The sequence below is a fragment of the Variovorax sp. FG153 genome, from assembly GCF_057809595.1.
Genome location: NZ_JBMDKG010000001.1, coordinates 517,313 through 530,663, shown reverse-complemented (window position 1 = coordinate 530,663; position 13,351 = coordinate 517,313). Strand labels below are relative to the sequence as shown.

Annotated in this window: 13 protein-coding genes; 5 read left to right on the top strand and 8 right to left on the bottom strand. The window is 71.0% G+C overall.

Annotated elements, in window-relative coordinates:
• The first annotated feature begins 30 nt into the window (after nt 1-30).
• Genes ACODT0_RS02520 through ACODT0_RS02505 form a run of 4 tightly spaced genes read left to right on the top strand, consistent with a single transcriptional unit; the run spans nt 31 to nt 3,737 of the window.
• On the top strand, nt 31-1,164 hold the full coding sequence (locus tag ACODT0_RS02520) for an aryl-sulfate sulfotransferase (RefSeq protein ID WP_489040477.1): 1,134 nt from the start codon (nt 31-33) through the stop codon (nt 1,162-1,164).
• A gap of 14 nt (nt 1,165-1,178) precedes the next feature.
• Entirely contained in the window at nt 1,179-2,150 is a 972-nt protein-coding gene (locus ACODT0_RS02515; protein ID WP_489040476.1) for an ABC transporter substrate-binding protein, read from the top strand.
• Nucleotides 2,147-2,914 (top strand): ABC transporter ATP-binding protein, encoded by a 768-nt coding sequence (locus ACODT0_RS02510; protein WP_489040475.1) that lies wholly within the window; start codon nt 2,147-2,149, stop codon nt 2,912-2,914. The genes ACODT0_RS02515 and ACODT0_RS02510 overlap by 4 nt, the downstream gene beginning before the upstream one ends.
• Nucleotides 2,915-2,927: 13 nt before the next feature.
• Nucleotides 2,928-3,737, top strand: a complete 810-nt coding sequence (locus ACODT0_RS02505) for an ABC transporter permease (RefSeq protein WP_489040474.1) — start codon at nt 2,928-2,930, stop codon at nt 3,735-3,737.
• 6 nt (nt 3,738-3,743) lie between these two features.
• On the opposite strand, the gene ACODT0_RS02500 is transcribed toward ACODT0_RS02505, so the two are convergent.
• From ACODT0_RS02500 to ACODT0_RS02465, 8 genes are all read right to left on the bottom strand, one after another.
• The gene (locus ACODT0_RS02500; RefSeq protein ID WP_489040473.1) at nt 3,744-5,423 is read right to left on the bottom strand and encodes an amidohydrolase; all 1,680 of its coding nucleotides are present in this window, start codon (nt 5,421-5,423) and stop codon (nt 3,744-3,746) included.
• Complete coding sequence (locus ACODT0_RS02495) at nt 5,410-6,303, bottom strand: ABC transporter permease (protein WP_489040472.1); 894 nt, start codon at nt 6,301-6,303, stop codon at nt 5,410-5,412. The genes ACODT0_RS02500 and ACODT0_RS02495 overlap by 14 nt, the downstream gene beginning before the upstream one ends.
• Nucleotides 6,300-7,088 (bottom strand): ABC transporter ATP-binding protein, encoded by a 789-nt coding sequence (locus ACODT0_RS02490; RefSeq protein WP_479669385.1) that lies wholly within the window; start codon nt 7,086-7,088, stop codon nt 6,300-6,302. The genes ACODT0_RS02495 and ACODT0_RS02490 overlap by 4 nt, the downstream gene beginning before the upstream one ends.
• A gap of 4 nt (nt 7,089-7,092) precedes the next feature.
• Complete coding sequence (locus ACODT0_RS02485) at nt 7,093-8,112, bottom strand: ABC transporter substrate-binding protein (RefSeq protein ID WP_489040470.1); 1,020 nt, start codon at nt 8,110-8,112, stop codon at nt 7,093-7,095.
• Nucleotides 8,113-8,151: 39 nt separating this feature from the next.
• Complete coding sequence (locus tag ACODT0_RS02480) at nt 8,152-9,375, bottom strand: acyl-CoA dehydrogenase family protein (RefSeq protein WP_489040469.1); 1,224 nt, start codon at nt 9,373-9,375, stop codon at nt 8,152-8,154.
• Between the two features lie 160 nt (nt 9,376-9,535).
• Entirely contained in the window at nt 9,536-10,192 is a 657-nt protein-coding gene (locus tag ACODT0_RS02475) for a methionine ABC transporter permease (RefSeq protein WP_296727092.1), read from the bottom strand.
• Nucleotides 10,173-11,270 (bottom strand): methionine ABC transporter ATP-binding protein, encoded by a 1,098-nt coding sequence (locus tag ACODT0_RS02470; RefSeq protein WP_489040551.1) that lies wholly within the window; start codon nt 11,268-11,270, stop codon nt 10,173-10,175. Before ACODT0_RS02470 ends, ACODT0_RS02475 begins: the two co-directional genes overlap by 20 nt.
• Complete coding sequence (locus ACODT0_RS02465) at nt 11,267-12,085, bottom strand: MetQ/NlpA family ABC transporter substrate-binding protein (RefSeq protein WP_489040468.1); 819 nt, start codon at nt 12,083-12,085, stop codon at nt 11,267-11,269. The genes ACODT0_RS02470 and ACODT0_RS02465 overlap by 4 nt, the downstream gene beginning before the upstream one ends.
• A 231-nt stretch (nt 12,086-12,316) precedes the next feature.
• On the opposite strand from ACODT0_RS02465, the gene ACODT0_RS02460 reads away from it, so the two are divergent.
• Nucleotides 12,317-13,342 carry an ABC transporter substrate-binding protein gene (locus ACODT0_RS02460; RefSeq protein WP_489040467.1) on the top strand — a complete coding sequence of 342 codons (1,026 nt, stop codon included), beginning with the start codon at nt 12,317-12,319 and terminating at the stop codon, nt 13,340-13,342.
• Nucleotides 13,343-13,351: the final 9 nt, after the last annotated feature.

The window sequence follows — 13,351 nt, the reverse complement described above, 5'->3', positions numbered from 1 at the left end:
ATTCGGCGCCATCGCATTGAGGAACCCGTCTTGAACACTCGCACCCGTCCCGCCTCCACCGTCGACCAGGTCACGCAGCGCCGCCGCGGCGTCGGCCTGATCGCCCACGATCCCGTGCTCAGCGCGGGCGGCTACACGCTGATCGCGCCGCAGACCGCGCGGGGCCACGTCTACCTGGTCGGCATCGACGGCGAGGTGGTCCACCAATGGAAGCTGCCGGTGCGCGCGGGCCGGCATGCCGTGATCCTCGGCAACGGCAACCTCGGCTACAACGGCAACCACGCCGACTCGCCCGACCGCTACCCCGCCTGGTCGATGTGGCACGGCGGCGACTTCCGCGAGCTCACGCCCGAGGGCGAGCTGGTCTGGCACTACGAGGACCCGTCGCACCACCACGACGCCCTGTGGCTGCCCAACGGCAACCTGCTCTACGCGGCCTGCGCGCCCGTGCCCGCCGACTTCGCGCGCCGCGTGCCCGGCGGCACCGCGCACGCCGGCGACGAAACCATATACGGCGACGTGATCCGCGAAGTGAACCGCGCCGGCGAGATCGTCTGGGAATGGAAGTGCTGGGAGCACCTCGCGCCCGAGGACTTCCCGATCCACCCGGGCTTCGGCCGCTACCACTGGCCGCTGGTCAACGGGCTCGACGTCGACGCCGACGGCCTGGTGCTCATGAGCCTGCGCACCACCTCGGGCGTGATCGGCGTCGACAAGGCCAGCGGCCAGGTGCGGCTGCACATTCCGCCGAGCGTGGTCTCGCACCAGCATGCGCCGGTGGCGCTGCCCAATGGCCGCATCCTGGTGTTCGACAACGGCAACTTCCGCCATGGCGCGCACGTGGCCTTCTCGCGCGTTCTCGAGATCGATCCCGCGACCCACGAGGTCGCGTGGTCCTATGCCGACGAGATGGTCAACGCCTTCTACACCGCCTTCATGGGCAACGCGCAGCGGCTGCCCAACGGCAACACGCACGTCACCGAGTCGGCCACCGGCCGGCTGTTCGAGGTCACGCCCGAGGGCGAGGTGGTCTGGGAGTACGTGATCCCGTGGTTCGACGAGTACCCCGACGAGGCCGCGCGCAAGACCGGGCCGGGCCGGCTCAACAGCGTGTTCAAGACCTACCGCTACACGCGCGAGCAACTGCCGTGGCTGCGGGCCTGATGACCGATCGCGCCATGAAAACCTCCACCCTCCTCGCCCGCGCGCTGTGCGCCGCCGCCGCGCTGCTCCCCTTCGCCCCCGCGGCCAGCGCCGCGCCCGAGCCGCAGAACGTGCGCATCCTCTCGAACTGGTTCGCGCAGCCCGACCAGGCCGGCTACTGGCAGGCGCAACAGGACGGCCTCGGCAAGGAAGCGGGCATCCGCATCAGCGTGCTGCAGGGCGGCCCGAAGATCCAGACCGTGCCGCAGGTGGCCTCGGGCCAGGCCGAGTTCGGCATCGGCAATGCCGACGACGTGCTGCTCGCGCGGCTGCGCGGCGCGCCGGTGCGCGCCGTGTTCGCGCACCTCGACCACGTGCCCTACACGCTGGTGTATCACGCCGACCCGGCCGTCAAGGGCATCGCCGACCTGCAGGGCCGTACCTTCGCGGTCAACATCGGCAATGCCTACTGGGAGTGGACAAAGAAGCGCTACAAGCTCGCCAACACGCGCGAGATCCCGGTCTCGGGCGACCTGAGCCTGTTCCGCGACGATCCGAAGATGGTGCAGCAGGGCTACTCGCTGTTCCTGCCCGCGCGCATGGCCGCGAGCGGCCTCGCGGTGCAGCAGATCACGCTGGCCTCGCTCGGCTACAGGCCCTACAGCGTGCTGTTCACCACCGACGAGCTGATTCGCACCAGGCCCGCATTGGTGAAGGCCGCGATCGCCGCGGTACAGCAGGGCTGGCGCAACTACGTGCGCGACCCCTCGGGCCTCAAGCCGCTCTTGACCGGCATGAACAAACAGATCTCGCCCGAGATCTACGACGCCGCCAACAAGCTGATGATCGAGACGCTGGTCTCGCACGACCTCAACCGCGTCGGCTGCATGGACGACGCGCGCTGGAAGGAGCTGGCCGGCCAGTTGCGCAGCGTGGCCTTCCTGCCTGCGGGCTTCGACGAGCGCCAGGCCTACGACCGCGGCCTCGTGCCCGGCTGCCGGTCATGAGCATCGGCGCTTCGATCGCGCTCGAGGGTGTCTCCAAGCGCTTCGACCGCGGCCTGCAGGCGCTCGACCCGATCGACCTCGAACTGCGCGCCGGCGAGTTCGTCTCGCTGGTCGGCCCCTCGGGCTGCGGCAAGTCGACGCTGCTGCGCATCCTGGCCGGCCTGGTGGCCCCCAGCACCGGCCGCTGCCGCCTGGGACCGGGCGCCGAGGCCGCCAGGGCCTTCGTGTTCCAGGAGCCGGCGCTGCTGCCCTGGCGCACGGCCGAGCGCAATGCGCAGTTGCTGATGGAGCTCGAAGGCCTCGCGCCCGACGAGCTGCAGCGCCGCGCCGCCGAGGCGCTCGCGCTGGTCGGCCTCGCGGGCATGGAGAAGCTCTATCCGCACCAGCTCTCGGGCGGCATGCGCATGCGGCTGTCGCTGGCACGCGCGCTCGCGCTGCGCCCCGGCCTGCTGCTGCTCGACGAGCCACTGGCCGCCGTCGACGAGCTGTCGCGCGAGCTGCTGCAGGAGGAGCTGTCGGCGCTGTGGCGCCAGGCCGGCTTCACCGGCGTGCTGGTGACGCACAGCGTGCACGAGGCCGTGTTCCTCTCGAAGCGCGTGGTCGTGATGTCGCCGCGGCCGGGCCGCGTGGTCGAGGTCGTCGAGGTGCCGTTCGTCTTTCCGCGCACGCCGCAATTGCGCGCGAGCGCGGAGTTCGCGCGGCTGGCCGGCGAGGTGACGGCCGCGCTGCGGCGCGAGACCGTGCCGCGCGCGGCATTCGCATGAGGCAGGCCACGCCATGACCCCCCACCCTTCCTCTTCGATCGCCGCGCGCTGGACGCGCGACGCCTGGCCCGTCGTGCTGGTCGCCGTGCTCGTCATCGGCCTGTGGTTCGCGCTGACCGCCACCGTCTACCGCGGCAAAGGCTACCTGCTGCCCTCGCCGCTCGAGGTGGGCGCGGCTGCCATCGAGAACGCCGGCCTGCTGCTGATGGCCGCCTTCACCACGCTGAAGGAAGCGAGCCTGGGCTTCCTGGTCGCCATCGTCGGCGGCATCGCGCTGGCGGCGCTGCTGAGCCAGTCGCGGCTGCTCGAGCGCAGCCTCTATCCCTACGTGGTGCTGCTGCAGACCGTGCCGGTGGTGGCGATCGCGCCGCTGATCGTGCTCTGGTTCGGCTACAACGAGGGCTCGGTGGTCGTGATCAGCCTGATCATGTCGCTGTTCCCGATCGTCAACAACACGCTGCTGGGGCTGCGCTCCACCTCGCGCAACCTGGTCGAGCTGTTCGCGCTGCACAACCGCAGCCGCTGGACCGCCTTTCGCAAGCTACAGCTGCCCGCGGCGCTGCCGCAAATCATCGCGGGCCTGCGCGTGTCGGCGGGGCTGTCGGTGATCGGCGCCATCGTCGGCGAATTCATCATCGGCTCGGGCAATGCCGAGGGCGGGCTCGGCGTACAGATCGTGTTCGCGCAGGGCCGCATGTACACGGCGCTGCTGTTCGCCGAGGTGATCGCGGCCACGCTGCTGGGCTTTTTGTTCTTCGCGCTCGTGAGCGCGGTGGGGCGCGCGCTGCTGCGCCACTGGCACGAGTCGGCGATGCCGGGCTGAGGCCCTTCAGTCCAGCCAGCCGCCGCTGTCGTGCACCGCGCGACCGCCGACCAGCGTCAGCTCGGCATGCACCTGCGCCAGCGCCTCCAGCGGCACGGTGAGCGGATCGGCATCGAGCACCGCGAGGTCGGCATAGCGCCCCGGCGCCAGCGTGCCCTTGCGGTCCTCCTCGAAGCTCAGGAAGGCGCCGTTGCGCGTCACCGTCTCGAGCGCCTGCAGCCGGCTCAGGGCCTGGCCCGGGCCGATGGCGCGGCCGGTGGTGCGCTCCTCGCGCGCCACCGAGGCCCACACCGCGGTGAACAGGCTCACGGGGATGTTGTCGCTGCCCGCGGCCAGCGGCAGCCCGGCCTCGAGCAATGCGCGCTGCGGCAGGAATTCCTCCTGCCGCTCGAGGTCGGCCAGCCGCGGCGCGCCGTTCTTCCACAACATGTAGAACGGGATGCTCGTGACCATCAGGCCCAGCCGCTTCACGCGTTCGATATCGGAGGCCGTGACATGGCCCACGTGCTCCACCACCCAGCGCCGGCCCGCGAGCGGGAAGCGCGCGTCGATGGCATCGAACACCTCGAGCACCTCGGACAGCCGGTCGACCACCACGCTGTGCACGCGCAGGTCGTGCTCGGCCGCGAGCCAGGCGTAGTCGCGGAAGTCCTCGATGCGGTTGGCCCATTCGACGAAGCCCATCCAGCCGGTGTTGGGCAGCGCGCGCCGCACGGCATTGGCCGCGGCGCGGTCGCCGCCCAGGCCGACGTAGATGCCACCGATGGCAAGCATCGGGTCGCCGCTGCCGCGCCCGCGCGCATGCGCGAGCCAGTCGCGCATCGCGAGCCGCGCCTCGGCCACGTTCGACCAGGTCGGGCTCACGCACAGGCGGGTGCGCATGCTGAGCCCGCCCTCCTCCCACAGCCGGCGATAGACCGCGATGGTCTCGGGCGAGGAGCCGTGGCCCTCGTAGATGCTGGTGGTGCCGCAGGCGTGGTAGAGCGGCAGCGAACGGCGCAGCCCCTCGAGCCGGTCGTCGAAGCCGAAGGCCGGCACCTGCGTGAGCACCGAGAACTCGACCAGCGGCCGCTTGTTGGTCTCGACGATCACGCCGTTGGGCCGGCCGTCGTCGCCCAGTTCGATCTGCAGCCCGCCGCAGTCGGGGCAGGTGTGCTCGTCGATGCGGTGCAGCGCCAGCGCGCGGCTGTTGAGCGCGCTGTGGCCCGGCGGCACGCCCCAGTTGCCGAACAGGCCCGGGATGTAGACGGGATGATCGGGCGCCACCGCGTCGAGCTCGTGCCGGTTCGGCATGCGCCGTTCGGCCAGGTTGGACGGGCCGCCGAAGTAGAACGGCGGCCGGCCCACGGGCATGGTCACGATCCAGCGGCCCGGTGGCGTGCGCGCGGCCTCGGCCGCGACCACCGCCAGCAGGTCGGCGATGCAGGTGGCATGCGCGAGGCTGGGCCGCAAGGTCTTCAGGCCCTCGCGCTCCATGTGCGCATGGGCGTCGACGAGGCCGGGCAGCACGGTGCGGCCGCCGAGGTCGATGACGCGCGTGTCGGCGGTGCGCGTACGCGCCACCTCAGCCTCGCTGCCGACCGCGAGCACGCGGCCGCCGGCCAGCGCCACCGCCCGCGCGGGCGCCGCGCCGGGTTCCATCGTCAGCACCTGGCCGTTGGCCAGGATCAGCTCAGCGGCGGCCATTGGCGCCATACCAGGGGAACAGGCGGTGCAGCAGCCAGGCGAACAGCTGGTCGGCCAAAAATCCGATGGCGCCGAGGAACAGCAGGCCCACGAACATGATGTCGACGCGGAACACCAGGTGCGCGAACGAGATCAGGTAGCCCAGGCCCTGCTCGGCCCCGACCAGCTCGGCCGCCACCAGCACCACGAAGGACACGGCCGTGGCCTGGCGCAGCCCCGCGAACACGAAGGGCAGCGCGGCCGGCAGCGCGACCTGCGTCATGGCCGCGAAGGGACTGGCGCCGAGCGCGGCGGCCGAGCGCAGGTAGACGGCGGGGATGTCGCGCACGCCGATGAAGGTGTTGACCCAGACCGGGAAGAAGGCGCCCCAGGCGATCAGCATCACCTTCGAGAGGTCGCCGAGCCCGAACCAGACGATGGCCAGCGGCACGATCGCGATCGCCGGGATGGCGCGCAGGCCGTGCAGCACCGGGTCGGTGAACTGGCGCAGGGTGGTGCTGCGCCCGGTCAGCACGCCGGCCACCACGCCGAGCGAGGCGCCGAGCAGGAAGCCCCAGAGCGCTCGCAGCAGGCTCGCGCCCACGTGCGGCCAGATGTCGCCCTTGCGCCAGGCCATGTCGAGCAGCACGCCGGCCACCTGCGAGGGCGGCGGGAACATCTTGGTGTTGATGCCGGGCACGACGCGCGGCGCGATCTCCCAGGCCAGCAGGAAGGCCACGATGCCGGCCGCGCCCAGCAGCAGCTGGCGCCGGCGCGCGCGCCGCTGCCGCGCGAGCTGGTCGCGCCGGAAGTCGCGCTCGAGCGCTTCGCGCCGCGACAGCGATGCCTCGGCCGGCGCCGCCTCGGCGCGGGCGCGCAGGTCGTCGAGCGCCGCGCTCACGAGGCCACCTCTTCCGACTGCGCGAAGGCCGCCGCGATGCGCGCATAGGCCGCGCCGAAGGCCGGGTCGGCGCGCTCGCGCGGATACGGCAGGTCGACCTCGACGATCTCGCGGATGCGCCCCGGGTGCGGGCTCATCACCACCACGCGCTGCGCGAGGAAGACCGCCTCCTCGATGTTGTGGGTGATGAAGAACACCGACAGCCCGAGCTCGCGCCACAGCCGCAGCAGCTCGCGCTGCAGGCTCGCGCGCGTGAGCGCGTCGATGGCCGCGAAGGGCTCGTCCATCAGCAGCACCTTCGGCCGCGTGGCGAGCGCACGCGCCACCGCCACGCGCTGGCGCATGCCGCCCGAGAGCTCGAAGGGATAGCGCCGCGCCGCATGCGACAGGCCCATGAGCGCGAGCAGTTCCTCGGCGCGCGCGCGGCGCTCGGCGGCGCCCAGGCCCAGCATCTTGAGGCCGAACTCCACGTTGCGCCGCGCATTGAGCCAGGGGAACAGCGCGTACTCCTGGAACACCACGCCGCGGTCGGCGCCGGGCCCGGTCACGGGCTGGCCGCCGGCCGTCACGCTGCCCGTGGTGGGCTCGACGAAACCCGCGATGGCGTTGAGCAGCGTGGTCTTGCCGCAGCCGCTCGGGCCGATGGCGCAGACGAACTCGCCCTCGCCGATGTCGAGGTTCACGTCGGTCATGGCCCAGTTCAGCTCGCCGTTCGACGAGGCGTAGAGCTTGGAGGCATCGCGCACGCTGACGATCGCGCGCGAGGCCGTGTGGTTCGCGCCCATGGCCTCAGCCCAGGCGCACGCGATCGGGCGCCGCGGCCTTCAGCGCATCGGCGTAGATCAGCTTGCGGTAGAGCGCGCGCAGGTCTTCCTTCGGCGGCGTCGCAAGCCCGGCCTCGACGGCCCACTGCGCGTTGAGCACCAGGTCGTCGAGCAGCCGCTCGTCGAGCCGCACGCCGACCGAGACGGTCTCGAGCCCGGCCTTGGTGGTCTCGACCGTGGCCTTGGTGCGCTCGGCCACCAGCGCGATCGCCTCGGCGGTCTGGGCGCGGTAGAAGGCCTCGGCATCGAGCAGGCTGCGCACCGCGGCCTCCACCAGCTTGGGGCGCGACTGCACCAGCGATTCGCTCGCGGTCAGCACGTAGTGGCTCAGGAACACCTTCTCCAGCCCCGTGTCGTCGAGCACCTTGACCTTGCCGCCGCTGTCGGCGATGGCCTTCTGGCCCGCGTCCCAGCCCCAGGCGAAGGCATCGATGTCGCCCTTGGCGATGGCGGTCACGGCATCGGGGCCGCGCAGGTTGACCAGCGTCACGTCCTTGAGCGCGAGGCCGTGCAGCGAGAGGAAGCGGCTCAGGAAGTAGTGGCCGCTGGTGCCGACCGTGGTCGCCACGCGCCTGCCCTTGAGCTGCGCGCCGGTCGCGATGCCGTGGTCGCTGCGCGCCGCCACCACCATGCCGCTCGACAGCCGGCTGAACTCGGCCACGATGACCGCGCGCACGCCGTTCGCGCCGGCCAGGCCGATCACGCTGTCGGTGGCGGTCGCGAACTGGGCCTTGCCGGCCACGGCCGCGTCGAAGGCCAGCCGGCCCGAGGTGAACTGCAGCGTGGTGGCCTCGATGCCGTGGTTCTTCCAGAGGTTACGGCTCGACACCAGGTAGGGAATGGCCCAGCTGAAGCCCTGGCTCTCGGCGACCACGATCTTCTCGAGCGATTGCGCGCGCAGCGGCAGGGACAGGCCGGCGGTACCGGCGAGGGCGGCGAGACCGAGGCCGAAGCGGCGGCGGTCGATGGGATGCGAGGAGTTCATGGGGTCGGAGGGAGGAAAAAGAATACGGAACGCGAGGGCTCAGCCATAGCCATAGGGATTCGGCACGTCGCCCGCCAGCAGCCAGGCGCCGATGCCCTGGTGCCGGTAGTCGAGCGGGTCGTGCAGCGTGTGCACGCGCACGTTGCGCCAGTAGCGGTCGAGGTTGTGCTTCGAGGCGGTGCCGCGCGCACCCACCAGCTCGAAGATCTGCGAGGTGACGTGCAGCGCCGTGCGCGCGGCCTGCGTGCGCGCCGCGGCCACGTCGATCGCGAGTGCCCCGCGGCTGTCGGCCGTGAGCGCGAAGCCCTGTTCCCAGGCCTGCTGGAAACGCTCGTTGGCCTGGTTCGACAGCGCGGTGGCGGCCTGCAGCGCCGACCACATCTCGCCCGCGCGCAGTTGCAGCAGCCGGTCGTCCTCGGCGCGCTCCACGCCGGCCATGGGCCAGGGCTGGGTGTGGGCGCGCAGGTGGTCGATGGCGGCGCGCAACGCGCCGAAGGCATTGCCGAGGTAGATCTCGGTCAGCACGATCTGGCCGATCAGGTTGCGCAGCGTGGCGCGCGGGCTCGAGGCCACGCCGGGCGGGCCGAGGATCTCGTCGTGCGCGATGCGCACGCGCCGGAACTCGACGTTGCCGCTGTCGGTCTGGCGCTGGCCCATGTTGTCCCAGTCACCGAGCACTGTGATGCCCGCGCGCGAGGTCGGCACCACGGCGAACAACCGGTCGGTCGGCTCGGGGCCGAGCACCACCGAGACGTTGAGCACGTCGGAGTCCGGGGCGCCCGAGCAGAAGCCCTTCACGCCGTCGATCTCGATGCCGTCGTCGGTGCGCACCGCCTGCAGCCGGGTGTCGCGTGCATTCACGGCATTGCCCCAGAACCAGCGCTTCTCCACCGCCTCGCCGAGGAAGCGCGCCTGCTGCGCCTCGGAGCCGAACAGCAGCACGCTCGCCACCTGCAGGTGCTGGAAGCCGAACAGGTGCGCGAGCGAGCTGTCGGCCTGCGCGAGCCGGCGCAGGATGCGGAAGATCAGCGGCCAGGCCGCCTGCTGGCCGCCATGGGCCGCGGGGATCGCGAGCGTGAGCAGGCCGCTGCGGCGCAGCAGCGCGCGTTCGGCCAGTGCCGTGCCGCCCGCGCGGTCGCGCTCGGCGGCACTGGCGGCCAGGGTGTTCGCGAGCGCGAGCACCGGCTCGGTGAAGACGCCGAAGTCCTCGGCGAAGGGATTGGCCGCCGATGGCGTGCCCTGGGGAGCGGAAGAAGAGGACACGGGATGGCGGCCTGCGGTGGAGAAGAGGAAGCGGAAAGCGGGGGCGGGCCGGAACGCGGGATCGGAGAGCGGCGACGCCGGCCGCGGCGGCTGCACGCATGATGCCGAGCCGGACCCCGTTCGCTTAGAACATTCCGGCGCATGGATATGCGCGGCGCGTTCAGCGCCGGTGGTCGACGCGCCGCGCCAGCCACTCGCCGACGAACTGGATCGCCGACACCAGCGCGATCAGGATCACGATCACCTCGAACATCACGCGCGTCTCGTAGCGCTCGTAGCCGTAGCGGATCGCCAGGTCGCCGAGACCGCCGGCACCCACCGCGCCCGCCATGGCCGAGGCATTGACCATCGCGATCACGCTGACCGTCATGCCGCCGATGATCCCGGGCAGCGCCTCGGGCAGCAGCACGTGGCGCACGATGTGCCAGCGCCGGCAGCCCATGGCGCGCGCGGCCTCGACCAGGCCGGCGTCGACGTCGTTGAGGCTGACCTGCGCGATGCGCGCATAGAACGGGATCAGGTTGGCCGCCAGCGGCACCACCGCGGCCCAGGTGCCGAGCGTGGTGCCGACCAGGAAGCGCGTGACCGGCAGCAGCGCGATCAGCAGGATGATGAACGGGATCGCGCGGCAGACGTTCACCGCGATCGACAGCGCCCTGTGGAAGCGCGGCCGCGGATAGAGGTTGCGCGGCGCCGTCACCGTGAGCACCACCGCCAGCACCAGCCCCAGCGCGATCGCGATGAAGGCCGAGATGCCCACCATCAGCAGCGTCTGGAAGAAGGCCTGGACGTACTTGTCAATCTGCGGCGTGGACATAGCCCAGGACCTCGATGCGGTCGGCCGCGAGCGCCTGGCGCGCGGCTTCGATGTCGAAAGAAGGGTCGGCGCCCACCGGCACGGCCACCAGCAGCCGGCCCTGCGCATGGCCGCGGATGCGGTCGAGCCCGCCGTGCAGCCAGGTCGCACCGGGGCCCAGCGCGGCCAGCGCCTCGAAGGGCAGGCCCCGCGGCCGCGCGGCGCCGTCGAAGCCCAGGCTCAGCACCCGCAGGGCCGGCCGGCCCGGGATGCCTTCGAGGTTTTCGAGGTCGGGCACCAGCGCCGCCGCGAGGTCGGGCGGCAGGTCGTGCAGCAGCGGTTGCAGCAGCGCGCGCGTGGCCTCGGCCCGCGGCTTGCCGAACACGCGCCACACCTCGCCGAGCTCGACGAGGCGGCCGCGGTCGAGCACCAGCACGCGGTCGCAGACCTCGCGGATCACCGCCATGTCGTGCGTGATCAGCACCACCGTGAGGCCGAAGCGCCGGTTGATGTCGCGCAGCAGCGCGAGGATCGATTGCGTGGTCTCGGGATCGAGCGCCGAGGTCGCCTCGTCGCACAGCAGGATCTGCGGCCGGTGCACCAGCGCGCGCGCGATGCCCACGCGCTGCTTCTGCCCGCCCGAGAGCTGCGCCGGCCAGGTGTCGGCCTTGTCGGAAAGGCCCACGAGCTCGAGCAGCTCGGCCACACGCTCGCTGATGCGCCGCGGTTCCACGCCCGCCACCTTGAGCGGCAGCGCGACGTTGTCGCGCACGGTCTTGGCCGACAGCAGGTTGAAGTGCTGGAAGATCATGCCGATGCGCCGGCGCAGCGCGACCAGGCCGTCCTCGTCGAGGCCGCCCACGTCCACGCCGTCGACGCGCACCGTGCCGCCGCTCGCGGCCTCGAGCGCATTGACGGTGCGCAGCAGCGTGGACTTGCCCGCGCCGCTGCGCCCGATGATGCCGAAGACCTCGCCGCGCTCGACGGCGAACGAGACCGCCTCGAGCGCCGCCACCGTGCCTGCCGCGCCCGCGTAGCGCTTGGAGACCCGGTCGAAGACGATATGGGCCGGCGCCGCCGGCGTCGTCGCGGCGCTCAGAACACGGGCAGTACCGAACCCTGGTACCGCGTCTGGATGAACTGGCGAACTTCCTCCGACTGGTAGGCCTGGACCAGCGGCTTGACCCAGGCCGCGTTCTTGTCCTTCTCGCGCACCACGATGATGTTGACGTAGGGGTTGTTCTCCTTCTTCTCGACCGCGAGGCCGTCGCGCGTGGCGATCAGGCCGGCCTGGTAGGCGAAGGTGTTGACGATGGCCGAGGCGTCCACGTCCTCGAGCGAGCGCGCGAGCACCACCGAGGCGGCCTCCACCAGCTGCACCTTCTTCCTGTAGCCGGTGATGTCGGCCAGCGTGGCGGTGCCCTTGAAGGGATCGAAGCCCTCGCGCAGGGTGAGCACACCCTGGTCGCGCAGCACGACCAGCGCGCGCGTCTGGTTGCTCGGGTCGTCGGGAATGCCGAGCTTGGCGCCGTCGGGCAGGTCCTTGAAGGCCTTGTGCTTCTTCGAATAGAAGGCGATCGGCGAGATGTAGGTGTTGCCCACGCTGACCAGCTTGTAGCCGCGCTGCTTGACCTGGTCGTTGAGGAAGGGAATGTGCTGGAACGAGTTGGCCTCGAGGTCGCCGTTGTTGAGCGCCTCGTTGGGGCTGGCCGAGCCGGTGATGACCACGGGTTTCACCTCGAGTCCATTGCGCTTGGCGACCTTGGTGACCACTTCCCAGATCTCCTCGTCGACGCCGCCGCGCACGCCCACGCGCAGGGTCTGCGATTGCGCGAGGGCCGCGGTCTGAGACCAGAGCGCGGTCGAGGCGAGGACGAGTGCGCCGAGGGCGCGAAGAACACTGCGTGTGTGCATGACTTTCTCTTTTCGGTTGCCGGTTTTTTGCTGCGGCCGATCTTCGAAGGCCGCGCCATGGCGGGAAAGGAAAGTTTTCGCACAAGCAATCTCGCTGCGCGACGAAGGCGCGGATCGATCCGCGCCGCGCGCCGCTGACGCGCTTGCACATGCGCATTCCGAAGTTGCCGTGGCGCGAGGCCACCGATACGGTCGACGGCTTCGCATGTCACCCTGCCTGGAGTTCCTTCGATGACCGCTTCGCTGCCTTCCCTCCCGCTTCCGCCGAGCCGCCGCACGCTGGTGCGCGGTGCCGCCGCCGCGCTCGGCGCCGCCGGCCTCGGCCTGCTGGGCCGCCGTGCCTGGGGCGCCGACAACGACAAGCCGATCACGCTGTCGTGGACCGGCACCGGCCTGTGCCTGAGCCCGATCGTGGTCGCCAACGAGCTGGGCTACTTCACGAAGAACAACGTGAAGGTGGAGATCATCAATTTCGCGGGCGCGGTCGACCAGGTGCTCGAATCGATCGCCACCGGCAAGGCCGACATCTCGCTGGGCCTGATCCATGCCTGGCTCAAGCCGCTGGAAGCGGGCTTCGACGTGAAGGTGGTGGGCACCGCGCACGCGGGCTGCATCCGCGTGCTCGCGCCCAAAACCTCGGGCATCGCGAGCATCGAGGCCGTGAAGGGCAAGACCATCGGCGTCTCGAGTCCCGCGGGCTATGGGCGCCAGTTCTTCTCGACCGCGCTGGCGCGGCGCGGCGTGAACCCCGACCAGGACGTGCAGTGGCGCGTGTTCCCGGCCGACCAGCTCGACATCGCGCAGAAGAAGGGCGAGATCGACGTCATCGCCGACTCGGACCCGAACCTCTACCTGATCGAGAAGCGCAACCCCGGCGCCTACCTCGAGATCGCCAACATCCTCAAGGGCGACTTCAAGGACCGGCTGTGCTGCATCGTCGCGGCGCGCGGCGAACTGGTGAAACGCAATCCGCAGCAGGTGGCGGCCGTGGTGCGATCGCTGCACCAGGCCGCGGACTTCATCGCCGAAAACCCCAACGAGGCCGGGCGCGCGGTGAGCAAGCTGTTCCCGAAGGTGGCGCATCAGGACCTCGGCAGCATCCTCTCGACCATAGGCTACACGCACCACGCCAGGCGCTTCGATCTCGCGAAGGAGATCGAGAGCTATGCGGTCGACCTCAAGCAGGTGGGCGTGCTCAAGAAGAGCACCGATCCGGCGCGGTTCGCGAAATTCCTGACGGTGGACGTGCTGGCCTGAGCGCCTGCT

Excerpts from the sequence above, each read along its gene's own strand:
- ACODT0_RS02515 (WP_489040476.1), top strand. The coding sequence starts at position 1,179 with ATGAAAACCTCCACCCTCCTCGCCCGCGCGCTGTGCGCCGCCGCCGCG.
- ACODT0_RS02510 (WP_489040475.1), top strand. The coding sequence starts at position 2,147 with ATGAGCATCGGCGCTTCGATCGCGCTCGAGGGTGTCTCCAAGCGCTTC.
- ACODT0_RS02505 (WP_489040474.1), top strand. The coding sequence starts at position 2,928 with ATGACCCCCCACCCTTCCTCTTCGATCGCCGCGCGCTGGACGCGCGAC.
- ACODT0_RS02500 (WP_489040473.1), bottom strand. The coding sequence starts at position 5,423 with ATGGCCGCCGCTGAGCTGATCCTGGCCAACGGCCAGGTGCTGACGATG.
- ACODT0_RS02490 (WP_479669385.1), bottom strand. The coding sequence starts at position 7,088 with ATGGGCGCGAACCACACGGCCTCGCGCGCGATCGTCAGCGTGCGCGAT.
- ACODT0_RS02485 (WP_489040470.1), bottom strand. The coding sequence starts at position 8,112 with ATGAACTCCTCGCATCCCATCGACCGCCGCCGCTTCGGCCTCGGTCTC.
- ACODT0_RS02475 (WP_296727092.1), bottom strand. The coding sequence starts at position 10,192 with ATGTCCACGCCGCAGATTGACAAGTACGTCCAGGCCTTCTTCCAGACG.
- ACODT0_RS02465 (WP_489040468.1), bottom strand. The coding sequence starts at position 12,085 with ATGCACACACGCAGTGTTCTTCGCGCCCTCGGCGCACTCGTCCTCGCC.
- ACODT0_RS02460 (WP_489040467.1), top strand. The coding sequence starts at position 12,317 with ATGACCGCTTCGCTGCCTTCCCTCCCGCTTCCGCCGAGCCGCCGCACG.